At 61.5% G+C, this 25,993-nt stretch carries 24 protein-coding genes and 1 pseudogene; 10 read left to right on the plus strand and 15 right to left on the minus strand.

Going from position 1 to position 25,993, the window contains the following annotated elements:
• The first annotated feature begins 167 nt into the window (after nt 1–167).
• Entirely contained in the window at nt 168–890 is a 723-nt protein-coding gene (locus tag EIY72_RS11395) for a GNAT family N-acetyltransferase (RefSeq protein WP_093223502.1), read from the plus strand.
• A gap of 57 nt (nt 891–947) precedes the next feature.
• On the opposite strand, the gene EIY72_RS11400 is transcribed toward EIY72_RS11395, so the two are convergent.
• A complete protein-coding gene (locus tag EIY72_RS11400) occupies nt 948–1,388 on the minus strand; it encodes a hotdog fold domain-containing protein (protein WP_093223499.1) in 441 nt (146 codons plus the stop codon).
• 177 nt (nt 1,389–1,565) lie between these two features.
• On the opposite strand from EIY72_RS11400, the gene EIY72_RS11405 reads away from it, so the two are divergent.
• Nucleotides 1,566–2,192, plus strand: coding sequence for a TetR/AcrR family transcriptional regulator (locus EIY72_RS11405; protein WP_093223496.1), 627 nt, complete (start codon nt 1,566–1,568; stop codon nt 2,190–2,192).
• A gap of 324 nt (nt 2,193–2,516) precedes the next feature.
• Here the strand turns inward: EIY72_RS11405 and EIY72_RS11410 are convergent, their stop codons facing one another.
• Together EIY72_RS11410 and EIY72_RS11415 are read right to left on the minus strand one after the other, a co-directional pair.
• Nucleotides 2,517–3,638: a DmpA family aminopeptidase gene (locus tag EIY72_RS11410; protein WP_093223493.1), complete on the minus strand. Its 1,122-nt coding sequence runs from the start codon at nt 3,636–3,638 to the stop codon at nt 2,517–2,519.
• A gap of 154 nt (nt 3,639–3,792) precedes the next feature.
• Nucleotides 3,793–4,896 (minus strand): extracellular solute-binding protein, encoded by a 1,104-nt coding sequence (locus EIY72_RS11415; protein ID WP_093223490.1) that lies wholly within the window; start codon nt 4,894–4,896, stop codon nt 3,793–3,795.
• 110 nt (nt 4,897–5,006) lie between these two features.
• Between EIY72_RS11415 and EIY72_RS11420 the strand changes: the two genes are divergently transcribed.
• Nucleotides 5,007–5,780: a helix-turn-helix transcriptional regulator gene (locus EIY72_RS11420; protein ID WP_093223487.1), complete on the plus strand. Its 774-nt coding sequence runs from the start codon at nt 5,007–5,009 to the stop codon at nt 5,778–5,780.
• A gap of 11 nt (nt 5,781–5,791) precedes the next feature.
• Here the strand turns inward: EIY72_RS11420 and EIY72_RS11425 are convergent, their stop codons facing one another.
• Complete coding sequence (locus EIY72_RS11425) at nt 5,792–6,733, minus strand: class I SAM-dependent methyltransferase (protein ID WP_093223484.1); 942 nt, start codon at nt 6,731–6,733, stop codon at nt 5,792–5,794.
• Between the two features lie 313 nt (nt 6,734–7,046).
• Here EIY72_RS11425 and EIY72_RS11430 point away from each other — a divergent pair, with 313 nt between their 5' ends.
• From EIY72_RS11430 to EIY72_RS11440, 3 genes are read left to right on the plus strand one after another with little or no spacing between them, the layout of a single operon-like run.
• Nucleotides 7,047–7,658 (plus strand): cytochrome b/b6 domain-containing protein, encoded by a 612-nt coding sequence (locus EIY72_RS11430; RefSeq protein WP_093223481.1) that lies wholly within the window; start codon nt 7,047–7,049, stop codon nt 7,656–7,658.
• Nucleotides 7,655–8,440, plus strand: a complete 786-nt coding sequence (locus EIY72_RS11435) for a molybdopterin-dependent oxidoreductase (RefSeq protein ID WP_093223478.1) — start codon at nt 7,655–7,657, stop codon at nt 8,438–8,440. Before EIY72_RS11430 ends, EIY72_RS11435 begins: the two co-directional genes overlap by 4 nt.
• Nucleotides 8,441–8,494: 54 nt before the next feature.
• Nucleotides 8,495–8,788, plus strand: a complete 294-nt coding sequence (locus EIY72_RS11440; protein WP_093223474.1) for a pentapeptide MXKDX repeat protein — start codon at nt 8,495–8,497, stop codon at nt 8,786–8,788.
• 80 nt (nt 8,789–8,868) lie between these two features.
• Here EIY72_RS11440 and EIY72_RS11445 read toward each other — a convergent pair whose 3' ends face one another.
• Complete coding sequence (locus tag EIY72_RS11445; RefSeq protein ID WP_093223471.1) at nt 8,869–9,354, minus strand: flavin reductase family protein; 486 nt, start codon at nt 9,352–9,354, stop codon at nt 8,869–8,871.
• Nucleotides 9,355–9,677: 323 nt separating this feature from the next.
• On the opposite strand from EIY72_RS11445, the gene EIY72_RS11450 reads away from it, so the two are divergent.
• Nucleotides 9,678–11,084, plus strand: coding sequence for a purine-cytosine permease family protein (locus EIY72_RS11450; RefSeq protein WP_093223468.1), 1,407 nt, complete (start codon nt 9,678–9,680; stop codon nt 11,082–11,084).
• A 67-nt stretch (nt 11,085–11,151) separates the two neighbouring features.
• Here the strand turns inward: EIY72_RS11450 and EIY72_RS11455 are convergent, their stop codons facing one another.
• Together EIY72_RS11455 and EIY72_RS11460 are read right to left on the minus strand one after the other, a co-directional pair.
• On the minus strand, nt 11,152–11,772 hold the full coding sequence (locus EIY72_RS11455) for a glutathione S-transferase family protein (protein ID WP_093223466.1): 621 nt from the start codon (nt 11,770–11,772) through the stop codon (nt 11,152–11,154).
• A 115-nt stretch (nt 11,773–11,887) separates the two neighbouring features.
• On the minus strand, nt 11,888–13,468 hold the full coding sequence (locus EIY72_RS11460) for a PQQ-binding-like beta-propeller repeat protein (protein ID WP_093223463.1): 1,581 nt from the start codon (nt 13,466–13,468) through the stop codon (nt 11,888–11,890).
• A 335-nt stretch (nt 13,469–13,803) separates the two neighbouring features.
• Here EIY72_RS11460 and EIY72_RS11465 point away from each other — a divergent pair, with 335 nt between their 5' ends.
• On the plus strand, nt 13,804–14,904 hold the full coding sequence (locus EIY72_RS11465; protein ID WP_093223460.1) for a polyamine ABC transporter substrate-binding protein: 1,101 nt from the start codon (nt 13,804–13,806) through the stop codon (nt 14,902–14,904).
• Between the two features lie 131 nt (nt 14,905–15,035).
• Here the strand turns inward: EIY72_RS11465 and EIY72_RS11470 are convergent, their stop codons facing one another.
• Nucleotides 15,036–15,824, minus strand: coding sequence for an AraC family transcriptional regulator (locus EIY72_RS11470; protein ID WP_093223457.1), 789 nt, complete (start codon nt 15,822–15,824; stop codon nt 15,036–15,038).
• Between the two features lie 85 nt (nt 15,825–15,909).
• On the opposite strand from EIY72_RS11470, the gene EIY72_RS11475 reads away from it, so the two are divergent.
• Nucleotides 15,910–16,908 (plus strand): bile acid:sodium symporter family protein, encoded by a 999-nt coding sequence (locus EIY72_RS11475; RefSeq protein ID WP_093223454.1) that lies wholly within the window; start codon nt 15,910–15,912, stop codon nt 16,906–16,908.
• A gap of 534 nt (nt 16,909–17,442) precedes the next feature.
• On the opposite strand, the pseudogene EIY72_RS30325 reads toward EIY72_RS11475, so the two are convergent.
• From EIY72_RS30325 to ribBA, 7 genes and pseudogenes are all read right to left on the minus strand, one after another.
• Nucleotides 17,443–17,721, minus strand: a pseudogene (locus tag EIY72_RS30325) (hypothetical protein); the annotation flags it as partial.
• Nucleotides 17,722–18,034: 313 nt separating this feature from the next.
• The gene (locus EIY72_RS11485) at nt 18,035–19,750 is read right to left on the minus strand and encodes an amidase (RefSeq protein WP_093223451.1); all 1,716 of its coding nucleotides are present in this window, start codon (nt 19,748–19,750) and stop codon (nt 18,035–18,037) included.
• Between the two features lie 265 nt (nt 19,751–20,015).
• Nucleotides 20,016–21,170 carry an ABC transporter ATP-binding protein gene (locus EIY72_RS11490; protein ID WP_093223448.1) on the minus strand — a complete coding sequence of 385 codons (1,155 nt, stop codon included), beginning with the start codon at nt 21,168–21,170 and terminating at the stop codon, nt 20,016–20,018.
• A gap of 16 nt (nt 21,171–21,186) precedes the next feature.
• Nucleotides 21,187–21,996 (minus strand): ABC transporter permease, encoded by an 810-nt coding sequence (locus EIY72_RS11495; protein WP_007976227.1) that lies wholly within the window; start codon nt 21,994–21,996, stop codon nt 21,187–21,189.
• A 6-nt stretch (nt 21,997–22,002) separates the two neighbouring features.
• Entirely contained in the window at nt 22,003–22,947 is a 945-nt protein-coding gene (locus tag EIY72_RS11500; protein ID WP_162276460.1) for an ABC transporter permease, read from the minus strand.
• Nucleotides 22,944–23,969, minus strand: coding sequence for an ABC transporter substrate-binding protein (locus tag EIY72_RS11505; protein ID WP_093223442.1), 1,026 nt, complete (start codon nt 23,967–23,969; stop codon nt 22,944–22,946). The genes EIY72_RS11500 and EIY72_RS11505 overlap by 4 nt, the downstream gene beginning before the upstream one ends.
• Before the next feature lie 325 nt (nt 23,970–24,294).
• Nucleotides 24,295–25,404 (minus strand): bifunctional 3,4-dihydroxy-2-butanone-4-phosphate synthase/GTP cyclohydrolase II, encoded by a 1,110-nt coding sequence (ribBA, locus tag EIY72_RS11515; protein ID WP_093223435.1) that lies wholly within the window; start codon nt 25,402–25,404, stop codon nt 24,295–24,297.
• A 70-nt stretch (nt 25,405–25,474) separates the two neighbouring features.
• Here ribBA and EIY72_RS11520 point away from each other — a divergent pair, with 70 nt between their 5' ends.
• The gene (locus EIY72_RS11520) at nt 25,475–25,774 is read left to right on the plus strand and encodes a DUF1330 domain-containing protein (RefSeq protein WP_093223433.1); all 300 of its coding nucleotides are present in this window, start codon (nt 25,475–25,477) and stop codon (nt 25,772–25,774) included.
• Nucleotides 25,775–25,993 lie beyond the last annotated feature (219 nt).

Genomic DNA, 25,993 nt, shown 5'->3' on the forward strand with positions numbered 1-25,993 from the left:
TTCAGGCCAGGAGCCATGCGCAGGGCTCATGGGTGGCGCTCGGTTGGGCCGGGAGAGGAGGCGCGCGCGCCAGGCGACAAGGTGTATCGCGAATAAAAATGCCCGGCGCGTTAGTATAGTCAGCCCTGCGATAACGATTAAGACCGCCCCCGGAGTGCGCCAGCGCAATGCCCCAGATCAGCCATTTCAAGACGCCGTGCCCCGAGCACATCAACAGCCAGATCCTGCAGATGGTGGTCGACAACCTGACCGACATCAGCATGGTCGCCATCCCGGCGAGCAACCTGTTGTACAACGTCTATCAGTACGCGATCGGCTTTGAAGTGCACCTGTACCTGGAAGCGCTGAACGGAGCGAAGGGCGTTGACGTGGAGCTGATCGTCGCCACTGATCCGGACGATCCGCAGCGCGTGATCGGCTTCGTGTTGTACCTGCCGTTCAAGGATGATCCCGACGCCTGTGGCGTAGCCTACATGGCCGTGCACGCCGAACACCGCCGCCAGGGCGTTGCCCGGCGCATGCTGCGCGAGATGGTCGCGCGGTATCCCCACGCCGAACTGACCTGCGCGGTGAGCAAGGTGCCGTATTTCGAAGCGATGGGTTTCCAGGTGACGGGCGTACGTGCCACCCAGGTGCTGATGAACACCCGCGACCACGGCAGCGACGGCTTGATGGCCTTGCTGGATGTGGCGCCGATCTACAATTCGCTGGAGGTGCGGCAGATTCATACCTACCTGTTGCAAAAACACGGCAAACGGGCGATGACCGATGCCGAGAAACAGCGTGACCGTCATCTGGACCAACTGACCCGCAAGGCCGCCGAGTTCGTGCGCGAGCGGCTGGGGGACGATGCCGTGCCAACCCCAAGGCCGCGCTTGCGATTGGTTTGACTCATCAGTGCGAGAGCTGGCAAGCCAGCTCCCGCAGATCCTGGTCCGGTTCGCCGCTTACACCAGCTTCACATTCATGGTGATCCGCGCCGTGAACACCTTCTTGCCCTCGGCGTCATGAATGTCCACCGGCACGATCTTGTCGCCTTCCGTGGTCCATTCCACGGCTGCTCCGTCGGCCACTGCCGTCACATCGGTCTTGGCCTTGGCCAGGTATTCCACGCTCATGCCCTTGGGAATCCAGCGCGCACCGGCGGGAATGCTCACGTCCGTCATCATCCCGGCCGCCAACTCGGCGGCGTTACACATCGCAATCGCGTGAACGGTACCCAGGTGGTTGGTGATTTCCTTGGCGAATGGCACCTGCACGGTGGCCGAGCCTTTGCGCAGGTCGCTCACCAAGGGGGTGATGGTGCTGAAGTACGGCGCCACCTGGCAGGCCATTTTGCTGAAAGCCTGGGAGCCGGCGCTGTTGAACATGCTGAGGAACTGACTCATTTGAAAGCCTCTTGAACAGGTTGTTGGCAGAATAGTGTTCTTAAACAGAATATTGTTCTGTTACGGAACACTATTCTGTCGAAGAGAAATCTGTCAACCTTGTCGAGGCACGTTTGTCGCCACGCGTCCCTTGGCAGTCGCCCGACGCGATCTTTGATTTTTCCGGACTGTGTGCACATGGAAACCGCCGATCTACTTGAGCGCTGCTATCCCGGCCGACGTGCCGAACTCAAGCGCGACATCTTCAGAAAAGCCCTCACGCTGTTCAACGAACAGGGGATCGAGGCCACGACCATCGACATGATTCGTGCCGAATGCGCGACCAGCGTCGGCGCGATCTATCATCATTTTGGCAACAAGGAAGGGCTGGTCGCGGCACTGTTTTTCACCGCGCTTGATGACCAGGCGCAATTGCGTGACAGCTACCTCGCACAAGCCGAAACCACCGAGGCCGGGGTCTATGCGTTGGTGCACAGCTATGTCGATTGGGTGGACAGCCAGCCGGAGTGGGCGAGGTTCCAGTACCACGCACGATTTGCCGTGACCAAGGGACCGTTCAAGGATGAGCTCGTCACTCGCAACAAGGCCCGCAACAAGCAATTGCTGACGTGGTTGGGGGCCTCGAATCGGGGTGAGGAACTCGGTGGCATGCCGAATGAGCTGATCCTTTCACTGATCATCGGCCAGGCTGAAAGCTACTGCCGTGCGTGGCTTTCGGGGCGGGTGAAGAGCAGCCCCAGGATCTATCGGGATCAGTTGGCGAGTGCGGCATGGCGTTCGCTGGCACCGACCGATCGAGCATGAGCGTCCTTGCGGCGCACACCTGCTCCCGCAGGGGTTTGAAGTCGATTTGGGGGAAGGTTCGAACGGGTAAAAAAGAGCCTCAAATGCTCTTTGATGGGGAGAAGTAGAGCCTTGAGGCTCAAGATGCGCATGCAACAAGCGGCGGGCTTGATAGGGGTTCAGTGCACCCACCGCTTACGCAACGGCTTGCATCCGCAAGCGGCTGCGTAAGTTCATCCTAGAAAGACCAAGTGTTTCACTCAAGTACCACTAGTCGTCTGCCTCGGCGCAATTGCGCCGGTTGTCTGCTGCGCTTCTCATCCATCGACGACCGGCATGAACGGGTTACCCCGGTTCGCCCGGCCAACCGGCCTGGCGCATGGCCTTGAGCAAGGTGTCTGCATCCAGCCCCGGCACGGCATGCCCGTTGCCTTCAGCGCTGTCGGCGCTCAGCAAGGCATTGATGATGGCTTCCTCCACGGCTTCGGTGGCAGCGAGGAACAGCTCGCTGATGTGGTCGTTGTTGACCATTCGCAGGTGGTCGGTGGTGGGCGATTTTTTGCTTTCATACGCCGCCGCGGGGATGTGTTCGTTACCGGTGGCGAAGGCGATGAAAATGTCGCCGCTGTGGTCTTCGTTGCCGCCGCCGGTGCGGGCCAGGCCGAGGCTGGCGCGCTGGGCCAGGCGGGTGCACTGGTGTGGCAGCAATGGCGCATCGGTGGCCAGGCAGACCACTATCGAGCCCATGCCGGGGTGGGGCAGCGCCGCTTTGAGGAACGGCGAATCGCGCTGTTCCAGGTAGCGGCCGACCGGGTAGCCGTCGACGCGCAATTCATGGCGGATGCCGTGGTTGGCCTGGACGATCGCGCCCACTGTCCAGCCACCCTGGGCACTATTCAGGCGTCGCGAGGCGGTGCCGATACCTCCCTTGAATTCATGGCAGATCATACCGCTGCCGCCACCGACGTTGCCCTCCGTCACCGGGCCGCCCTGGGCATTGCGCACCGCTTCGGCGACGTGCTCGGGCTTGACGTGAAAACCGTTGATGTCGTTGAGCAAGCCGTCAAAGGTTTCCAGCACCACCGGCATGTTCCAGTAGAGACGCCCGTCCTCTGGCTGCTGCTCGCGGTCGATCACGATCAGCGCATCGCGTACCACGCCCAGGCTGTGGGTGTTGGTGAAGGCAATCGGGCTGGTGAGCAAACCCGCCTCACGGATCCACTCAAGGCCGGTGGCATCGCCATTACCGTTCAGCACATGGACACCGGCAAAGCACGGCTGCTGGCTGGTGGAGCTGGCTCGCGGTTCGATGACCGTGACGCCGGTGAGCACGTCGCGGCCGTTGGCGCTGCGTCCTCGCACATTGCTGTGGCCGATCCGCACGCCGGGTACGTCGGTGATGGCGTTGAGGGGGCCGGGTTGAAGTTGGCCGAACTGAATGTTCAGGTCACGGGCACGTGGTTTCATGGCTTGTCTCGTCTTCGAATCGTGGCAGGAAAAAGCATTGTTATCTGTGGGAGCGAGCTTGCTCGCGATAGCGGTCGGGCAGGCTCCATTCATGTTTAAGGTGGCGGCACCATCGTCGGAACGCCGCGCTCCCACAGGGTTTTGTGTATTCCGGCTATTGCCCGTTCTTGACCTTGCTCCACACTCGCGTGCGCACACGCTCGGTCGAAGGCGGCAGGGGCTGGAGGGTGAAGAGGGTGGCCATGGCGGCGGCAGGCGGGTAGACGGCCGGGTTGTTGCGAGTCGCTTCAGCCACCAGCGAGGTCGCGCTGCGGTTGCCGTTGGGGTAGTTGAGGTGGTCGCTGACCGGTGCGATAACCTGCGGGCGCATCAGGTAATCGATGAAGGCCATGCCCTGTTGCGGATGCGGTGCGTCCTTGAGCAGCACCAGGGTGTCGAACCACACCGGCGCGCCTTCCTTGGGCAGGCTGTAGGCGATTTTTACGCCGTTGCCGGCCTGTTCGGCGGTGGTCTTGGCTTCGAGCATGGCGCCGGACCAGCCGACCGCCACGCAGATGTTGCCGTTGGACAGGTCGCTGATGAACTTCGACGAATTGAAGTAGGCAATGTGCGGGCGCAGCTTGAGCAGCAGCGCTTCAGCTTTCTTGTAGTCCTCGGGATCGGTGCTGTTGGGCGGCAGGCCCAGGTAGTGCAGGGCAACCGGGAGCATTTCCGAGGGCGAGTCGAGCATCGCCACGCCGCATTCACCGAGCCTGGCCAGGTTCTCTTCCTTGAACACCAGGTCCCAGGAGTCCACTGGCGCCTTGTCGCCCAGCACTGCACGCACTTTGTCGATGTTGTAGCCAATGCCGTTGGTGCCCCACAGGTACGGCACCGCGTACTGGTTGCCCGGATCGTTGTTGGCCAGTTTCGCCAGCAGATCAGTGTCCATGTCCTTGAACCCCGGCATCTGTTCACGCGGCAATGGCGCCAGGGCACCGGCCTTGATCAGGGTCGGCAGGCTGTAGTTGCTTGCGACCACCACGTCGTAACCGCTGCGGCTGGTGAGCAGTTTGCCTTCCAGCACTTCGGCGCTGTCGAAGGTGTCGTAGACCGGCACGATCCCGGTGTCACGCTTGAAATCCTGCAGGGTCGTGGGGCCGATGTAGTCGTACCAGTTGTACACATGTACGGTCGGGCCTTCGTCGGCAAGTACCGACAGCGAGGCTGCAAGGCAGGCCCCCGCGCCCAGATTGAAATACAAGCGGTGACGACTCATGATGCGGCACTCCTGGCCTGCTGCGGCCGGTGGTAGTCAGGAGTTTGCAGCCTATCGACCCGGATGGCCTTCACCCATTCCCATCATGGGTTACTCAAAAGGGGTAGTGCGTGGACGCATTGTTGAAAGAGTTGCCCGTGCACCAGGGCGTGGCGAGAATTTTCACCGCCGTGGGCCAAGACGGTTTCTGGCGGGCCCTGGTCGATACCTTGCGTTTGCTGGTGCCGCTGGACAATGCGTTGGTGGCGCTGATGCGACCCGGGCATGTGCCACGCCTGCTGATCGATTTCGATGCCAAGGGACATGCGGAGGAACCGGAAGAACTGGCCGATTACAGCGCCGGCATGTACCTGCTCGATCCGTTTTATCAGGCGGCCTGCGCCGGCATCGCCGACGGTTTGCACAGCCTCGAATCGGTAGCGCCTGACCAGTTCCAGCACAGCGAGTACTACCTGAGTTACTTCAGCGCAGTCGTCGGCGCTGACGAGTTGCAATTCATGGTCAATGTCGAGGGCGCCGTGCTCGGCCTGTCACTTGGACGCTCGACAAGGTTCAGCCTCGAAGAGCAGGGTTTGCTGCTGTGCGTGCGTGACTGGGTGCTCGCGGCGATGCGCCGGCACCAGCAGTTGCTGCCGCCGGAGCGCGCGGTGGCCGAACCTGTAGCCAGTGACCTGGCGACGTTGCTGGACCGCTTCGACGCACGTCTGTCAGTGCGGGAAATCGAAACCGCGCGCCTGATCCTCCAGGGCTTTTCCAGCAAGGCCATTGCCCAGCAGATGGGCATCTCGCCGGAGACGGTGAAAGTGCATCGGCGCAACCTCTATCACAAGCTCAACGTCAACGGTCACGGTGAGCTGTTTGCACGGGTGTTGAACCCGCGATAACGCTCGACCTTTCAGCTATTGAGCGAAAACACCAACGCTTTCAACCCACACTCCACATCCGCATCCGGAAACTCCGGCGGGTTGTCCAGGCGCTGCTCGAAGCGCAGGCTCGGCGCCTCGCGAGTCACCCCGTCGATGAGGAAATCGGCACCGAACGCCGGGTCGTTCATACAGGCCAAAACGGTGCCTTGCGGCGTGAGCAGTTCCGGCAAGCGGCGCAGCACGCGCTGGTAGTCCTTGGTCAGCAGGAAGCTGCCTTTCTGGAACGACGGCGGGTCGATGATCACCAGGTCATAGGGGCCTTTGCCGATCACCTTGCCCCAGGACTTGAACAGGTCATGGCCGAGGAAGGTCACCTGGCTCAGGTCGTGGCCATTGAGCCGATGATTGTCGCGACCACGGCTCAGGGCCGGGCTCGACATGTCCAGGTTGACCACATGGGTGGCGCCGCCTTCGATGGCCGCCACCGAGAAGCCACAGGTGTAGGCGAACAGGTTCAGCACGCGCTTGCCCTGGGCATTGGCGCGCACCCAGTCGCGGCCATAGCGCATGTCGAGGAACAGCCCGGTGTTCTGCTTGCGACCCAGATCCACCCGGTACTTCAGGCCGCCTTCGCTGATGGTCATTTCTTCGATGACGTCACCGAACAGCCATTCGGTGGTGCTTTGCAGCAGGTAGCGATGCTGCAGCAACAGCGTGTGGGCACCGGATTGCGCCCATTGTGGGGATTGCGTGATGTCCATCAGCAGCGCTTTCAAGGCATCCAGTTGCGCCGCTTCCGGTTCCTTGAACAGCGCCACCAGTACCACGCCCTGCAACCAGTCGACGGTGACTTGCTCCAGCCCCGGCCAGCAGCGCCCGCGGCCGTGGAACAGGCGGCGGGTTTCGGCGGGAGGCGTGGTCAGCGCTGCCAGCAAATGGTCGTGAAGAATGGCGAGGGCATCGGTGTTCATCGGGGTCGGTTCGGCAGCGTGGAAAGGGGCGGCATTTAACCATATCTGCCGAACAGACGGGCCCTTAAACCTGTAGGAGCGAGCAAGCTCGCTCCTACAGGTTTGCATGTGAGTTATCACGATTAATTTAACTTTACGTGAGGATTTGGCGATCTCGCGCCGCCCATACTCGGCACCAAGTGATCGAGCGACCCAAAAACATTATCGGACGTTTCCTACAGATCAAAGCCTGGCCACCGTCGATTATGCAGCGCGCTGCCCGGACGTACAGGGCAGCCCATTCGATGTTTGCCGCCGCTCAGGAGATGACAACGTGACCTCGCAATCGACGGTTCAGCTTCACCCACGCTGGCTCCGCCTGACCCACTGGCTTAACGCTCTGGCGGTGCTGGTAATGGTCACCAGCGGCTGGCGCATCTACAACGCCTCGCCGATTTTCGATTTCAGCTTTCCCAAGTCGATCACCCTCGGCGGCTGGCTCGGCGGAGCCTTGCAATGGCACTTCGCGGCGATGTGGTTTCTGGCGATCAACGGCCTCGTCTATCTGCTGATCAACCTGTTCAGCGGTCGTCTGCAACGGCGGTTTTTCCCGGTCTCGCCCAAAGGTGTGTTGCACGACCTGTGGGCTGCGCTGCGGGGGAAGCTGGGGCATGCCGACCTCAGTCATTACAACCAGGTGCAACGCGTTGCCTACCTGTTCGTGATGCTCGACATCATCGTGCTGGTGATGTCCGGGCTGGTGTTGTGGAAGTCGGTGCAGTTCCCGCTGCTGCGTGAGTTGATGTTCGGTTACGAGGGCGCACGACGTGTGCACTTCTTCGCCATGGCCTTGCTGGTGGCGTTTGTCGCGGTGCACCTGGTGATGGTAGCGCTGGTCCCGAAAACCCTGGTAGCCATGATCGTCGGTCGCAAGGAGCACGTATGAAAAAGCGCATTCAGATTCCCGGGCTGGACGAGTCGTCGATCCTGACCGACGCCCGCAAGATCCTCGCCCCGCAGATCGAAGACCGTTCACGCCGTTCCTTCCTGCTGCGCGGCCTGACCCTTGGCGGCGTGGCGATGCTGTCCGGTTGCAACATCACCGATAACGAAAGCGTCGACACCGCGCTGTCCTCGATGTCGCGCCTCAATGACCGGGTGCAGGGCTGGCTGTTCAACCCCAACGCCATGGCGCCGACTTATCCGGAGTCGATGATCACCCGGCCGTTTCCGTTCAATGCCTTCTACGGTATCGACGAGGCGCCCACGGTGGATGAGGAGAGCTATCGCCTGGAAGTCAGCGGCCTGGTCGCCGACAAACGCAGCTGGCGCCTGGAAGAACTGCGCGCCATGGCGCAGACCGACCAGATCACCCGGCACATCTGCGTCGAGGGCTGGAGCGCCATCGGCCGCTGGGGCGGCGTGCGCTTCAGCGATTTCCTCAAGCGCATCGGCGCCGACACCGATGCCAAATACGTCGGTTTCAAATGTGCCGACGACTACTACACCAGCATCGACATGGCCACTGCACTGCATGCGCAAACCTTGTTGACGCTGACCTACGACGGCGCGGTATTGCCACGTGAATACGGCTTCCCGATGAAGCTGCGCATGCCCACCAAGCTCGGCTACAAGAACCCCAAACACATTCAGGCGATTTTCGTCAGCAACACCTACAGCGGTGGCTACTGGGAAGACCAGGGCTACAACTGGTTCGGTGGCAGCTGACGAACCGCCAAACACCTTCACCCAACCGCAATCCATGCTTCAAGGAGTTTCATCATGAAAAAGCTGACTACCGTTGTCCTGTCCATGTGCCTGGCCGTTGGTGCTGCCTCTGTGTTCGCTGCTGACACTATGAGCAACGACAGCATGAGCAAGGATTCGATGTCCAAGGACGCCATGAAGAAAGGCGATGCGATGTCCAAGGACAGCATGAAAAAAGGCGATGCCATGTCCAAGGATGCGATGAAGAAGGGTGACGCGATGTCCAAGGACGCCATGAAAAAAGGTGATGCCATGTCCAAAGACGGCATGAGCAAGGATGCGATGAAGAAGGACGCCATGTCGCAGTAATTCCCGGACCTGCGAAATTCCCTGTGGGAACGAGCCTGCTCCAGGCGGCGTTCCCACTTTGATTTCCCGGCTGGGGGGAGTCAGGCCAGAACGGGCAGGGCGCCCATCTTGCCGTGGCAGTACACCAGCGGCCCGTGGTTGTGCTGCGGGACGATCAGGTTTTTCACCGCGCCGACCATGATCGCATGGTCGCCACCTTCATATTCTCGCCACAGTTCGCACTCGATGACCGCCGTGGCATTGGCCAGAATCGGGTTGCCCAATTCGCTCAACGTCCACTCGATGCCCTGTGCCTTGTCCTTGCCTTTGCGGGCGAAGGCATAGGCTTCGCTCTGTTGTCCGCCGGACAGGACGTGAATGGCGAAGCGTTTGTTCCTGATCAGCACCGGATAGGAATCGGAGCTGTAGTTGGGGCAGAACAGCACCAGCGCCGGGTCCATCGACAACGAGCTGAACGCACTGGCAGTCAGGCCGACGATTTGTCCGTCGTCATCCAGCGTGGTGATGACGGTTACGCCGGACGGGAACGAGCCCATGACTTGTTTGTAAATGGCGGCATCGATCATTGTGCGGTCCTCGGCTGCTGTACAGCGTTTTTATGAATTTGTAGGTCTGATGGTATACCGTAATACATCGATTGCAAGGTCTTTTTGGCTGATCCGATAAACGTGCGGCTTTCGTCGGAAAGGCAATATTTACGGGGCTTTCAGCTGGTAAAGAGCGCTGCTGATCGGGCAGGATAGCGGCTCAGATGGCGGCGCAAAGACCGGATCAGTCTTGTTAAAAGTTTGGAATACCATAATATGGTCGGCATCTGAGGGGCGGCCATAGAGTCCCCCCGGTTTGGCTTCATACAAAGATAAGAACAGACCAACTCGAGTTCATGCACATGTCCCAGATGTCCCGGCAAGACCCGTTGATCGAGAATCACACGGTCGACTACGTTCCTCTCGCAGAGCGCCATGGGAAGGCCCGCGATCTTTTCACCCTGTGGTTCAGCACCAACATTGCGCCACTGCCGATTGTCACCGGCGCCATGGTGGTCCAGGTGTTCCACCTCAATCTGTTCTGGGGTCTGCTGGCGATTGCCCTGGGGCACATGATCGGCGGCGTGGTGATTGCCCTCGCTTCGGCCCAGGGGCCGTGCATGGGCATTCCGCAGATGGTCCAGAGTCGCGGACAGTTCGGCCGCTACGGGGCGCTGCTGATCGTGTTCTTTGCCGCACTGATCTACATCGGCTTCTTCATTTCCAACATCGTCCTGGCGGGCAAGTCGATTGTCGGCATTGCACCTTCTGTCCCGGTGCCGGCGAGCATCCTGATCGGAGCGCTCAGTGCCACCGCCATCGGCGTGATCGGTTACCGTTTCATTCACACCCTTAATCGCATCGGCACCTGGGTAATGGGCAGCGCGCTGCTCGCCGGTTTCCTCTACATCTTCGCCCATGACCTGCCAGCGGATTTCTTTACCCGTGGCGGTTTCAACCTGTCCGGCTGGTTGGCGACGGTGTCGCTGGGGATCATCTGGCAGATCAGCTTTTCACCCTATGTCTCGGACTACTCGCGTTACCTGCCGGCCGACATCGGTATCACCCGGCCGTTCTTCGCCACCTACCTGGGTGCAACGCTGGGCACCATCCTCTCGTTCAGCTTCGGCGCCGTGGCGGTACTGGCGACCCCGGAAGGCACCGAGGCGATGGCGGCAGTCAAGCAGTCCACCGGTTGGCTGGGGCCGATCCTGATGGTGCTGTTCCTGCTCAACATCATCAGCCACAACGCCCTGAATCTATACGGCGCGGTGCTGTCGATCATCACCTCGATCCAGACCTTCGCCAGCCAGTGGACGCCGAGCATCAAGGTGCGTGTGTTGTTGTCGAGCATCGTCCTGGCGGGTTGCTGCGTGGTTGCGCTGGGTGCCTCGGCGAACTTCATTTCGCAGTTCATCGGTCTGATTCTGGCGCTGTTGCTGGTACTGGTGCCATGGGCGTCGATCAACCTGATCGACTTCTACCTGATCAAGCAGCGCCGCTATGACATCGCCTCGATCTTCCGCGCCGACGGTGGCATCTATGGCCGCTTCAACCTGCACGCGATCATCGCCTACTTCATCGGCATCATCGTGCAACTGCCGTTTGCCAATACGTCGCTCTACGTCGGCCCTTATGCCAACCTGGTCGAAGGTGCCGATCTGTCCTGGCTGGTTGGCCTGGTGGTGACCTGTCCGTTGTACTACTGCCTGGCCACGCGGAACCAGGCGCAGGAAAACCGGGCAACGCGACTGGGTTATACCGACTAAGAAGGAAACCGTCTGGTTCATGGGAAATGCCCGGCACTGCGCCGGGCATTTTTGCTTGGTGCACGGCTCAGGTTTCGCGAAACGCGTTCAAGCCGCGTTGCACGGCCGGTCTGGCTTCCACGCTGTGATACCAGCGTGACAGCCGCGGCAGTTGCTTCCAGTCCAGTCGATCGCGAAACGCGGTGATGATGGTGAAGGCGGAGATGTCCGCCATGGAGAACTGCGCGCCGGCCATGAAGGTTTCGGTCAGGAAGCTTTCGGCGAACAGCATGTGATTGATCACCCGCTCATCCATGGCATCGGCGGCCTTGTCCAGTCCCGACTGACGCAGGAAAAACGCTGCGTGGCTGGGGGCGATGACGTCAGTCACGAAAAAGAAATAGCGGTCGAACACTTGCATGCGCTCAGGACCCGGTGTTGCCGGTGACAGTCGCCCGGGAGCCCTGGCGTCGGCGTACTGGATGATTGCATTGGACTGGTTGATGACCTGCGCCGGGTCATAGGCATGATCGACCAGGGTCGGTACTTTGCCGGTCGGGTTCAGCGCCAGATAAACCGGATCATCGTGCTCGCGTGCCCGCAGGTCGAGACGGCGGGCCGTATAGGCAATGGCAGCTTCCTCCAGGGCAATGGCCGCCCGCAGGCTGTTACCGGTGTTCGCGCCGTATAGCTCCAGTGCATCGCTCATCGCCCGTGACTCCCAGAAAAACCTGCAGACGCGGTGCCCCTTGGCTGCTGAGCCAAAGGGCATTCCCCACCGGGTTAACGTTAGGTCATCAGGCTTATTCGCGCACGCACTGCCGCTATTGCTTGCTCAGTTGCGCTGGCTGATCAGTGACGTTCACGGCGTTGTCCCATAGCGCCACCAGCCCGCCAAACGTACCGACGTAAGCGGTGCCGTCGGGGGCCAATGTAATCGGCGACCAGTTGTTGTCGAACGCCTGGCCGACGCCGCTCAACGCCTTGAAGCGGGTCTTGCCGCTGTCGAAGTCCAGGGCCATCAGGTACCAGGCATTCTCGCCATTGGGCTGCGGCTCGAAGGTGTAGAAATACAGCAGGCCATTGCCCACCGAGAGTTTGGGCACTACCGACGGCGAACGTTCCGGCGATTCCCAGACTCGATCGCAGCCCGATTCGTCGGCGCGAATATCGATGCGACTGATGCCGCCGTGCACCGCTTGCCAGTCTTTCTGTGCGAAGGCACTGGTGTAGCCGGCGTTGTTCTCGAGGATGATCGAACGGCCCCAGCCGATGGCCGAGTTGTCGGTGGCCGAGGCGTTGTTGTCGAACACCGGCAGTTTGCAGATCAGGCGCTGACCGCTGAAGTCCTGCTCACGACGATAGACCAGCAGGTTGATGCGCCCGTCGCTGTTGTCGGTGATGGTCACATAACGCTCGCCGAGCAGGGTTGGCGTGGTGCCGCTGCCCTGGTTGATCGCCCCGACCTTGCGTGCGGTGCCACGGTCATAGACCTCGCGCCAGCCTTGCACGGGTTTGCCCTGGGCATCGGCGGAAAACCGGTACATGGCGTGATCGGACACCAGGTACACGCCGTCGGCGGCGACCGACAGGCCGTTCTGAATCTCTTCGTTGATCAATTGCACGCCCTGAACCTTGCCGGTTTGCGGGTTCAGCGTGCCGATCCGGCCACGGCGGGTGATCCACCAGATCAAGCCCTGGTGGTCGGGCATGACCCCGGTCACGGGGTCGCACTCACCCTTGGGAAACCAGGACGTAGGGCGTACGCAATCGTGCGGGACCTCTTTGCTCAGGTCCCAGTCGTCGACCTTTTCAAATACCCATTCCCCCGACGCGTCCTGACGATGCACGACGCGCTGGATGTGCTGCTCGGCATCGGCAATCACCACGCGGTTCTGCTCGTCGACATAGAAGTAGGCGCCAGAGGTGTCGGCCATGATCTTGTCCGGATCCAGGGTGATCAGCGCATGGAAGGTCGACGGACGCGGCGGCAGGGGATAGCGCGCCAGCAACTTGAGGGTGCGTGGTTCGAGCAGTTGCAGTTCGAATTGCATCAGGTTGGCGCACAGCACCACCAGGCGACCCTGTTGATCGAAGGTGTGAATCGGGCACATACCGCCCGGTTTGCGGCTGCCGTCGCGGCTGTTGACCTGCATGTCGCGGCCCAGCGGACCTGGGCCGGGATGGGTATCGGAACTGTAGCCGTCGCCGTGCATGTAGCTGCTGCCGTTGGCGGCCATGTACGGGTTGGCGGGGACCAAGCCCGCCAGCGGTTGCGCGATCGTGGCACTGCCGATCAAGGGCGTGGCATTGCCGGCACTGGCCAGCGGCGTCGGGTCATGGGGTTCGGAACAGGCACTGAGCAGACCGAGCAGGGGCAGGGCAAGCAGGAGTGGAGCACGCATCGAAACCTCGCGATCTTGTTATTGGAATGCATGGCGCAATAAGCAGCAGTCCAGTCGCGAGGGCATCGGCTGATTGGACTAGCCACGGCGATGAGGGCGGTGCGGGCGATTCTTCCGGACACCGATAATGGCCATTACGATCCCCTTTTGGCCAACCTCACGCTGTGCGCTGCGCACCGGGTCGGCAAGAATCAGGCTCCGATTGCTGTTACTGCAACGATCCTCAAAACCATAACGAGAAACTCCACGACTTTGCCCTTGGCTATTTTCAAAGCTGCTGCCGTGTACAGAACATAAAAACCATCGAACTCACGCCACACTTGGGGAAACGATCCATGGACTCAATGAAACGCATACTCGGCGCTACTGTTTGCGGGTTGTCGCTGCTGGCCTGTGCCGTGCACGCCGAACAGCGCGAACTGCGGGTGTATAACTGGGCGGACTACATCCTGCCGTCCGTGCCCAAGGACTTTGCCAAGGACACCGGCATCAAGGTCACCTGGGACACTTTCGACACCAACGAGTCCCTGGAAGCCAAGCTGCTGACCGGCAACTCGGGTTACGACCTGGTGGTGCCGTCGAACCAGTTCATCGAGACCCAGATCAAGGCTGGCGTGTTCCAGAAACTCGACAAATCCAAATTGCCGAACTGGTCGCACCAGGACCCGGCGCTGCTCAAGCTGCTGGACAAGAACGACCCCGGTAACCAGTACGGCGTGCCCTACATGTACGGCACCGTGCTGATCGGCTTCAACCCGGCCAAGGTCAAGGCGGCGCTGGGCGACAACGCACCGGTCAACAGTTGGGACCTGGTGTTCAAGCCGGAGAACATGGAGAAGCTCAAGTCCTGCGGCGTGGCGATGCTCGATTCGCCTTCGGAAATCCTGCCGATTGCCTTGCAGTACCTGGGCCTCGACCCGAACAGCCAGAACCCGGATGACTACGAAAAAGCCAAGGCGTTGTTGATGAAGGTTCGCCCTTACGTCACCTACTTCAACTCGGCCAAGTACATGACCGACATCGCCAACGGCGATATCTGCGTCGCCATCGGTTACTCCGGCAGCTTCTATCAGTTCGGCAACCGGGCGAAGGAGGCGGGCAACGGCGTGGTGGTCGACTGGCGCCTGCCGAAGGAAGGCGCGCCGATCTGGTTCGACACCTTTGCCATTCCGAAAAGCGCGAAGAACGTCGCTGAGGCCCACGAATTCCTCAACAACCTGCTGGACCCGAAAGTGATCGCGCCGATCAGCGACTTCCTCGGCTATCCGAATGCCAACAAGGATTCGCTGCCGCTGATCAACAAAGAGATCACCGGCAACGCCGACCTGACACCGACCAGCCAGGCGTTGGCAACCTTGTACGTCGTGCAGCCGTTGCCGCAGAAGCTTGAGCGGGTGCGCACGCGGGTGTGGACCAGCATCAAGTCTGATCAGTAACGCAAAATCCCTGTGGGAGCGAGCTTGCTCGCGATGGCAGTGGATCAGTCGACACATACATTGACTGACACCACGCCTTCGTCGAAACGCCGCCCGGAGCATGCTCGCTCCTACGGTTTGTTGCGTAGCGCCTAGCGGAAGAACTCCCCCGGTGTTTCGCCGAACTGCTGGCGAAACGCGGCAATGAACGCCGACGTCGAGTCGTAGCCGCAGGCCAGCGCCACATCGGTCACGCGCTCGCCCTGTTCCAGCGGGGTCAGGGCACCCAGCAGGCGCAAGCGCTGGCGCCAGGCGCGGAAGCTCAGGCCGGTATCGCGCAGGAACAGGCGGCTGAGGGTTTTTTCGGTGACGCCGAACTTGTCGCTCCAATGACTGAGCGTGGTCTGTTGCTCAGGGTGTGATTCGAGGCTTTGTGCGATCTGGCGCAAGCGGCTGTCCTGGGGCAGCGGTAGCATCAAGTCAATCTGCGGCGCCTCGGCCAACTGATCGAGAATCACCTGGGCCAGCCGGCCGTGCGGACCGCTCTGATCGTATTCCACCGGAAACTGACTGAAGGCTCGTATCAACTCACGCAGCAGGTCGCTGACACCCAGCACATGGCAACCGGATGGCGCCCATTGCGACACGCTGCAGTCGATGTACAGGCTGCGCATCTCGGTGCGTGGCGAGCTGAACACGCGATGGGGCATGCCTGCGGGAATCCACACCGCGCGTTCCGGAGGGGCGACGAAGCGGCCGACGCCGGTCTGTATTTCCAGCACACCTTGAATCGCGTAGGACAACTGCACCCACGGGTGACTGTGGCGGCGGGTCAGGGCGCGATTGGGCAGCGATTCGGTGCGACCGTACAACGGACGCGGCAGGCTGGATAGCCCGGGAATGCTGCGTCGAACGCTTTTGTCATGTCCTTTAGGCGGCATCTGCTGGCTCATCGGCGTTAGTCGGTAATTGCCAGTCACGTTAGAGTCGCTTTCACGTACTGGCAACCCCCGGATGAACCCACCCATGACTCGCCCTCGTTTCTTGCCTGACAACTTCACCCTGACCCTGATCGGCGTCGTCACCCTGGCCAGCCTGTTGCCGGCCAGCGGTCAGGTCGCGGTCGGTTTCAGCTGGCTGACCAACATCGCCATTGCCCTGCTGTTTTTCCTGCATGGCGCCAAGCTTTCCCGTGAGTCGATCATTGCCGGCGCCGGCCACTGGCGCCTGCACCTGCTGGTGTTCAGCCTGACGTTCCTGCTGTTCCCGCTGCTCGGCCTTGCGCTCAAACCGGTATTGTCGCCGTTGATCGGCAAAGACCTGTACATGGGCATGCTCTACCTGTGTGCGCTGCCCGCCACCGTGCAGTCGGCGATCGCCTTCACCTCGCTGGCCCGGGGCAACATTCCGGCGGCCATTTGCAGCGCGGCGGCGTCCAGCCTGTTCGGGATTTTCCTCACGCCGTTGCTGGTGACCCTGCTGCTCAACGTGCATGGCGAAGGCAGCTCGACGGTCGATGCGATCCTCAAGATCAGCGTGCAGTTGCTGCTGCCGTTCATTGCCGGACAGATCGCCCGGCGCTGGATCGGCGAGTGGGTAGGGCGCAACAAGAGTTGGCTGAAGTTCGTCGACCAGGGCTCGATCCTGCTGGTGGTTTACGGGGCATTCAGCGAAGCGGTCAATGAGGGGCTCTGGCACCAGATCCCTGTGTGGGAACTGGCCGGCCTGGTGGTGGCCTGCTGTGTGTTGCTGGGGCTGGTGCTGGTGGCGTCGACCGTGCTGGGCAAGGCGTTTGGTTTCAATCAGGAAGATCGCATCACCATTCTGTTTTGCGGCTCGAAGAAAAGCCTGGCGACCGGCGTGCCCATGGCCCAGGTGCTGTTTGCCGGCAGCACCATCGGCGTGTTGATCCTGCCGTTGATGCTGTTCCATCAGATTCAGCTGATGGTCTGTGCGGTGCTGGCGCAGCGTTACGCGAAACGGCCGGAGTCGATTCCCGAGTTGATGGCTCAGGTTGATCCTTGATCCAGCGGCGGCCTCAACGGCCGCCACTTTTTTGTGGGTGTATGACTAACGAGCGACCGGGGTGTTGAACTGGTCGGAGTAGCTGCTGGTCATGAGCTCGGAAGCGACGCGGTCCGAACCTACGCCCACCCGCGAAGCCAGGCGGTTGGCATTGAGATGGTCCGAACCGTCAGATGCCAGCCGGGCGGCATTGACGTGATCGGCACCATCGGAAGCGAGGCCCTTGGCACCGACGTGATCAGTGCCATCGGAGGCCATGCCGTTAGCACCGACATGATCAGCGCCATCGGAGGCCATGCCGTTAGCACCGACATGATCGGCGCCATCGGAAGCGAGGCCCTTGGCACCGACATGATCAGCGCCATCGGAGGCCATGCCGTTAGCACCGACATGATCGGCGCCATCGGAAGCGAGGCCCTTGGCACCGACGTGATCAGCGCCATCGGAGGCCATGCCGTTAGCACCGACATGATCGGCGCCATCGGAAGCGAGGTCCTTGGCACCGACGTGATCAGCGCCATCGGAGGCCATGCCGTTAGCACCGACATGATCAGCGCCGTCGGACGCCATGCCCGTTGCACCAACGTGATCAGCACCATCTGACGCCATGCCCGTGGCACCAACGTGATCGGCGCCATCCGATGCCATGCCATTAGCGCCGACGTGATCAGCACCATCGGAAGCCATGCCATTAGCCCCCACATGATCCGCCCCATCGGAAGCCACGGCCTGCGGATTGCCAGCCCAGGCAGCGGGAATCAACACGGTCGCGGCCAGTGCAATGACGGCGCCTGATAAAAGTCTGGATTTCATGATCTTCTCCACGCCCCGTCAGCCATGCAGTGAGTGAGTGCAGCCGCCGATCGATTGCTGGCGATACGACTCATGGACTCGGGACGGGTCAGGTTAGCGTTAGGCACGGGCGCGCGATCAGTGCGCACGGGTGTCGACTGGTTGGCTGAAACGGAAAAACCGAGGTGCTTGAGTATAGATCGCCACTGCGTGGCTGCTGGCGCTGGCGGGACTTATGGCATGAGCGGTGTGTCATTGGGAGCCAGTTGGGGGAAAACCGGCGGAGGGTGAGGCAGTGGACTGGCGCGATGAATCACGCCAGTCCGGGGCCTGCTTACGCCTTGGTGTTCACCAGTGGCGGAGTACGCGGCGGGATCATGCGCTTGGAGCCGGTCGCTTCGAACGCCGACGCCAGGTGCAGCAGCGCCGAGTCATCGTAGGCGCGACCGGCAAAGGTCAGGCCCACCGGCATGCCGATGTCCGGCATTACACCCATTGGCACGGTGACCGTCGGCACGCCGAGGTGACGGATAGCGAGGTTGCCGTTGGCGACCCATACACCGTTGCTCCAGGCGATGTCGGCCGACTGCGGGTCAACGTCGGCGTTCGCCGGGCCGACATCGGCCACGGTCGGGAACAGCACGGCATCGAGCCCGAGGCGATCCATCCAGTCTTCGAGGTCGATCTTGCGGGTCTTCTCCAGGCCGCGCAGACCATCCGGCACCGTGCTGATCTGGTCCCACGGGGTGATGCCGCGTTCGGCCATGCGTACGTATTCGTCCATGCCGGCGGCCAGGTCGCCTTCACGGTTGGGCAGGGTGCCCGGGTCGTGAGGGAAGATCTGCGGGCCGTCGACATCCACCAGACGGTTGAGTTTCGGGTCGCCGTTGGCTTGCAGGAAGTCATCGAAGGCCCAGGCGGTCAGGTCCCACAGTTCGTGGTGGAGGAACTCCTTGGAGACGATGCCGCGATTGAACACGGTCGGCGCGCCAGGGCGATCGCCTTCGCAGTTGGACACCAGCGGGAAATCCACTTCGTGCACTTCGGCGCCGGCGGCTTCGAGGGCCTTGCGCGCCTGCTCCCACAGACCGATCACCGAAGGGCGGGTGTGGATGCGCTGGCCGGTCGGGCCACCGATGCCCGGTGCTTCGGATGTGCCGGCTTCAGGGTCGGCATTGATGTACATGCGTGGCACGCCGAATTTCTTGCCCTTGAGCGCGTCGCTGTTGGCCGCCAGCGCAGCATAGGATTCAGGACGCACTTCGGAGGATTTCGGGATCGGCACCCAGGGCTGCAAGCGCCACAGATCGCCACGGGTGTCCGGGTCATCGGCGACCACCACGTCGAGCACTTCGAACAGGTCGGCCATGGTCCGGGCGAACGGCACCACCACGTCCATGGTCGGCGTCAACGGCCAGTTGCCACGCACCGAGATCACCCCGCGCGACGGCGTGTAGGCGCACAGGCCGTTGTTCGATGCCGGGCCACGACCGCTCGACCAGGTTTCTTCGGCCAGACCGAACGCGGAGAAGCTGGCGGCCGTCGCAGTGCCGGCACCGTTCGAGGAGCCGGAGGCGAAAGGCGCGGTGAGGTAGTCGGCGTTGTACGGGCTTTCGGCGCGACCGTAGACGCCGCGCTGCATGCCGCCGTTGGCCATCGGTGGCATGTTGGTCTTGCCCAGGCAGATGGCGCCGCCGGCGCGCAGACGCTCGACGGTGAAGGCGTCACGATAGGCCACCAGGTCCTTGAAGGCCGGGCTGCCGGAAGCCGCGGTCAGGCCCTTGACCAGGTAGCTGTCCTTGGCGGTGTAGGGAATGCCATCGAGCGGGCCCAGCGTCTCGCCCTTGGCGCGGCGGGCGTCACTGGCCTGCGCTTCGGCCAGTGCCTCGGGATTGCGCACCACCACCGCGTTGAGGGCGGTCGGCGTTTGCGGGCCGTCATAGGCGTCGATGCGGGCGAAGTAAGCCTGAACCAGTTCAACCGAGGTGGTCTGGCCGGATTCGAGGGCGGCGCGCAGCTCGGCAATGGAAACTTCGGTAACTTCGATCATGCTGCCACCGCCGATTGCAGGTGGAGGGTCCCAAACACTTCACTTTTCTCGAAATGGACTTTCATATCGTTATTCTCGTTGCGCTGTGTGGCACGACAGGGTCGGGTGTTAAAAATACTGAGCACTATTTAGCATTAAACCGGGATTATAGGAATCCGTTGTCCAATTTATCTTACAGGCGACAGAAAAAAGGCCACCACAACCCGACGTTGTGGTGGCCCGAGGGTGACACTTTAGCAGTGGCCCACCGTGGTGGGCCATGGGATCAATGCGCGCCGGCCGCTTTGTTCAGGTCGCTTTCGGCCCATTCGGTGTAGACGCAGGCATCCGCCGTGGCCCAGCGCACGCGCACTGGATCGCCGGCCTTGAGCGGCATGCCCGCGGCGGACAGCGCCTTGACCGTCATCGAGGTGCCGCCTGCGGTGATCACGCTGCAGGTCTGGCTCTCGCCGAGAAACAGCACTTCCACGACCTTGGCCGAGACTTCGTTCCAGCCTGCGGCGAGCGGTTCGTCGCTGGCCTGCTGGTTGCTCAGGGCCAGGGCTTTTTCCGGGCGCACCATCAACAGCACGTCCTGATCGGTGTGCAGGCCGGCGGTCAGACGAATCGACAGTGGCTGGCCTTCGAAACTGGCCACCGCGTTGCCCTGGGCCTTGAGCTTGAGGAAGTTCGAGTTGCCGAGGAACGAGGCGACGAAGGCATTCGGTGGGTTCTGGTACAGGTCATAGCCGCTGCCCAGGCCGACGATCTTGCCGTGGCTGAAAATCGCGATGCGCTGGGACAGGCGCATGGCTTCTTCCTGATCGTGGGTCACGTAGACGATGGTGATGCCCAGGCGCCGGTGCAGCTGACGCAGTTCGTCCTGCAAGTCTTCGCGCAGTTTTTTGTCCAGCGCCCCCAGCGGTTCGTCCATCAACAGGATGCGTGGTTCGTAGACCAGGGCGCGGGCGATGGCGACACGCTGTTGCTGACCACCGGACAGTTGCGAAGGGCGGCGATGGGCAAACTGTTCGAGCTGCACCAGTTTGAGCATCGCGTCGACGCGCTTGTCACGTTCGGCAGCGGCCAGTTTGCGAATGGCCAGCGGGAAGGCGATGTTGTCGCGCACCGAGAGGTGCGGGAACAGCGAGTAGCGCTGGAACACCATGCCGATGTCGCGTTTGTGCGGCGGCACGTTGACCAGTGACTGGCCATTGACCAGGATCTCGCCGCTGCTCGGCGTCTCGAAGCCGGCGAGCATCGACAGGGTGGTGCTTTTGCCCGAGCCACTGGAGCCGAGGAAGGTGAGGAATTCGCCGTCCTTGATGTCCAGCGAGATGTTGTCCACGGCGGCAAAGTCGCCGTAGTGCTTGTTCAGGTTACGCAGGCTGACCAGGGGTTTGTCATTTTGCTGCGCGGAATCTTTGATCACTGCACTCATGTCGTACTCCTGGCGCTCAAGCGCTGATTTCGTTGCGCCGACGCAAAGCGGCGGCGATCACCATGACCAATACCGAGAGGCCGATCAGCAGCGTCGAAGCGACGGCGATCACAGGCGTCAGGTCCTGGCGCAGGGTGGTCCACATTTTCACGGGAAGGGTTTGCAGGGTCGGGCTTGCCATCATCACGCTCAGCACCACTTCGTCCCAGGAGACGAGGAAGGCGAAGAGGGCGCCGGCGACCATGCCCGGACGGATCGCCGGGAACGTCACCTTGAACACCGCTTGCAGGCGCGAGGCGCCGCAGATCACCGCCGCGTCTTCAATCGACTGATCGAACAGCTTCAGCGAGTTGATGATCGAGATGATGGTGAACGGCAACGCGACGATCACGTGGCTGACCACGAAGGCAAACATCGTCCCGGTGTAGCCCAGCTTGAGGAACAGCGCGTACACCGCCACGGCAATGATCACCAGGGGCACGATCATCGGCAGGGTGAACAGGCCGTAGAGCATTTCCCGGCCGGGGAAGCGGCCACGCACCAGGGCGAATGCGGTCGGCAAGCCCAGCGCCACGGCGAAGAACGTCGTCAGTACCGCGACCTTGAGGCTGGCCATTGCCGCGTTCATCCAGTCGGCGTTGGAGAAGAACTGGCCGTACCACTTCAGCGTCCAGCCCGGTGGCGGGAACACCAGCCATTGCGACGAACCGAACGACAACAGTACGATGAACACGATCGGCAGCAGCAGGAACAGGCCGATCAAGCCGGTGGTGGCATAGAGGCCGAAGCGCATGCGCCGGCTCATGGCATTGGGAGTCAGGAGCATGACGGCTTACCTCGCGTTGCTGGCTCCAACCGGGGATTCCGGTTGAAGCTTCAGGTAGAAGTAGAACAACACCAGGGTGATCACGATCAGCAACGCGGCGCCGGCACTGGCCAGGCCCCAGTTGAGGAACGACTGCACCTGCTGAATGATGAACTCGGGCAACATCATGTTCTGCGCGCCGCCGAGCAGCGCCGGGGTCACGTAGTACCCGAGGGACATCACGAACACCATCAGGCCGCCGGAGAACAGCCCCGGCCGGCACAGCGGCAGGAACACCCGGAAGAAGTTGGTCCAGGGGCTGGCGCCGCAGATGGAACCGGCCTGCAGGATCATCGGGTCGATGGCCTGCATGGTCGCCTGCAACGGCAGCACGATGAACGGGATCATGATGTAGCTCATGCCGATCACTACGCCGGTGAGGTTGTGCACCATCTCCAGGGGTTGATCGATGATGCCCATGGCCATCAGCGCCTTGTTGATCACCCCGGATGCCTGCAACAGCACCAGCCAGGAGTAGGTGCGGGCGAGCAGGCTGGTCCACATCGACAGCAGCACGATGTTGAGGATCCAGCGCCCCCAGCCACGGGGCACCAGGGTAATCGCCCAGGCCAGCGGAAAGCCCAGCAACAGGCTGAACAGCGTCACCAGACCGGCCACCGAGAAGGTGTTGAGCAGGACCCGTGCATAAGCCGAGTTGGCAAACAGCTGCTGGTAGTTGCCCAGCCCCGGTTCCGGTTCAAGCACACCACGCAGCAACAGGCCGATCAGCGGCGCGAGAAAGAACAGGCCGAGGAACAACAGCGCCGGCAACAGGTTGCCCGCACCGCGCCAGCGCTGTGCCAGGGAAGGAGATTGCATCACCACAGCTGCCTTGGCCGGGGCCGAACCGGCAGCGCCCGTGGCGCTCCCGGTGGCAGTGGATGGACGAGAAGCAGTTGCCGTCATTTTCATTTGACCAGCCATTCGTTCCACCGTGTCGCGATGGCCGGACCGTTCTTGGCCCAGTACGCGAAATCAAGAGTGATCTGATCCTTTGCGTAAGCGGTCGGCAGGTTGGGCGCCAGTACTGAGTCCAGGCGCGCGACGCTGTCGACGTTGACCGGGGCGTAGGCGGTCAGGTTGGAGAAGTCGGCCTGGCCTTTGGCACTGCTGGCGTTGGCCAGGAACTTCATCGCCGCGTCCTTGTTTTTCGAACCCTTGGGAATGACGAGGATGTCGGCCATGACCAGGTTCTGCTTCCAGCTTACGCCCACCGGGGCGCCGTCTTCCTGCAGGGCGTGAATGCGACCGTTCCAGAACTGGCCCATGCTCGCTTCACCGGAAGCCAGCAGCTGTTGCGACTGCGCGCCGCCGCCCCACCAGACGATGTCTTTCTTGATGGTGTCGAGTTTCTTGAAGGCGCGATCCAGGTCCAGCGGGTAGAGCTTGTCGGCGGGGACGCCGTCGGCCAGCAGCGCCAGTTCGAGCACGCCGGGGCTTGGCCATTTGTACAGGGCGCGTTTGCCGGGGTAGGTCTTGGTGTCGAACAGCGCCGACCAGTCCTGCGGCTTGTTGGCGCCGAGCTTGCCTTCGTTGTAACCGAGGACGAAGGAGAAGAAGAACGAGCCGACGCCGTGATCGGAAACGAAGCGCGGGTCGATCTTGTCGCGCTGGATCACATTGAAATCGAGGGGTTCGAGCAGGCCTTCGGAGGCGGCGCGCAAGGCGAAGTCGGCTTCGACGTCGACCACGTCCCACTGCACGTTGCCGCTTTCGACCATGGCCTTGAGCTTGCCGTAGTCGGTCGGGCCATCCTGGACCACGGTGATGCCACTGGCCTTGCTGAACGGATCGGCCCAGGCCTGCTTTTGCGCATCCTGGGTGCTGCCGCCCCAACTGACGAAGTTGACGCTTTCAGCCGCCAGCAGCGCCTGGCTGGTCAGGCTCAGCAGTCCCGCAAAAATTACCGCGGTTGCACCTTTGTTCAACACCATTTTCACGCCCTCATTGTTGTGTTTATGAGCGGGGCTTCAAGTGCCCGCCGAGTGGGGAGCAGTAGGTCCGGCGAGTCGTTTTCGACTGCTCGGTCTATGGAATATCATATTATGGTATTCCAAACTTTGTGCAAGCATTTTGCCGTACCGGCTATCAGCCGAATGCGAGTTTTATCGTTCAGTGAATACCTGTGGCGAGGGAGCTTGCTCCCGCTGGACTGCGCAGCAGTCCCATTGTCTTCACTCAAAAGAGGGGCCGCTTCGCGACCCAGCGGGAGCAAGCTCCCTCGCCACAAAAACCAACTTCGTAAATGGATAAAATGGGTCAAGCAGTAAACGGAATACTCTCCACCACCTCCAGGTCATACCCGGTCAACCCCGCATATTTCAACGGCGGCCCGAGGTGGCGCAGCTTGCCCACGCCGAGGTTCTGCAGGATCTGCGCGCCGGTGCCCACCTCCGAATAGATCTTCGATTGCGAACGGTTGAACTGCCGTGGCGCCTGGGTCAGTTGCGGTACCCGCTCCAGCAAGGCCTGCGAAGACTCGTGATTGGCCAATACCACCACCACGCCGTGACCTTCCTCGGCCACGCGCTGCAAGGCGGCCCACAGGGTCCAGTTGCTCGGCCCGCTGTATTCGGCGCCCACCAGGTCACGCAATGGATCGATGGCATGCACACGCACCAGGGTCGGTTCCTCGCGGCGCAAATCACCCATGACCATGGCCATGTGGACACCGCCTTCGATGCGGTCCTCAAAGGTGATCAGACGAAAGGTGCCGTGCACGGTCGGCAATTCACGTTCACCGATTCGTACCACGGTGTGCTCGGTGCTCAGGCGATAGTGAATCAGGTCGGCGATGGTGCCGATCTTGATCCCGTGCTTGCGCGCAAACACTTCGAGGTCCGGACGACGGGCCATGGTGCCGTCGTCGTTCATCACCTCGACGATCACCGAGGCAGGGGTGTGCCCGGCCAGGCGTGCCAGGTCGCAACCGGCTTCGGTGTGGCCGGCGCGGGTCAGCACGCCACCTTCACGGGCGCGCAACGGGAAGATGTGTCCCGGTTGCACGATGTCGGCCGGCCCGGCGTTGGCGGCGACGGCGGCGGCCACGGTGCAGGCGCGGTCCGCGGCGGAGATGCCGGTGGTGACGCCGACCGCGGCTTCGATAGACACGGTGAACGCGGTGCTGAACACACTGCCGTTGCTCGGCACCATTTGTTCCAGTCCCAGGCGTTTGCAGTGCTCGTCGGTCAGGGTCAGGCAGATCAGCCCGCGCGCCTCACGGGCCATGAAGCTGATCGCCTCGGGTGTGCAGCAGTCGGCGGCCAGCAGCAGGTCGCCTTCGTTTTCGCGGTCCTCGTCGTCGACCAGCAGGACCATTTTGCCGAGGCGATAATCTTCGATGATGTCTTCGATGTTGTTGAAGGCCATGCTGGAATCTCAGTGTCTGGAATAATAGTATTATGGTATACCATGATACAAAACAAACCGAGAGGTCAATATGAAGGCGTACTGGATTGCTCACGTGGACATCACTGATCCTGATCAATACCGCCAATACACTGAGCGTGCGCCCAAGGCGTTTGCGGCCTATGGCGCGCGGATTCTCGCTCGCGGTGGGCGCAGTGAGGCGCTGGAGGGGCGGGCGACGCCGCAGCGCAGTGTGGTGATCGAGTTTGATTCGTATGAGCTGGCGCTGGGGTGTTATCACTCGGCGTTGTATCAGGAGGCCAGGGGGTATCGGGAGGGGGTGGCGTTGGCTGAGGTCATCATTGTCGAGGGTGTGGCGCCGGCGCTCTGATGCTTTAACTTTTTTCGGTGTACATATCCGTTTCTTTGGTCACGGCGGCTTATGGTTCCGCCCTTACGGCGGGTCACTTTTGACAAACGCCTTGTATGGACCGGACACATGGTGGACACATGTGCGGGGACATGGTGGACACATTATGAACCATAGTCAGGTTTGCTCACGTCGAACGTTCTTAGGAAGTGATGGCAGAAGTAGACGTCAAAGAGTCCA

Source organism: Pseudomonas vancouverensis (assembly GCF_004348895.1).
GTDB classification, from domain to species: Bacteria; Pseudomonadota; Gammaproteobacteria; order Pseudomonadales; family Pseudomonadaceae; genus Aquipseudomonas; species Aquipseudomonas vancouverensis.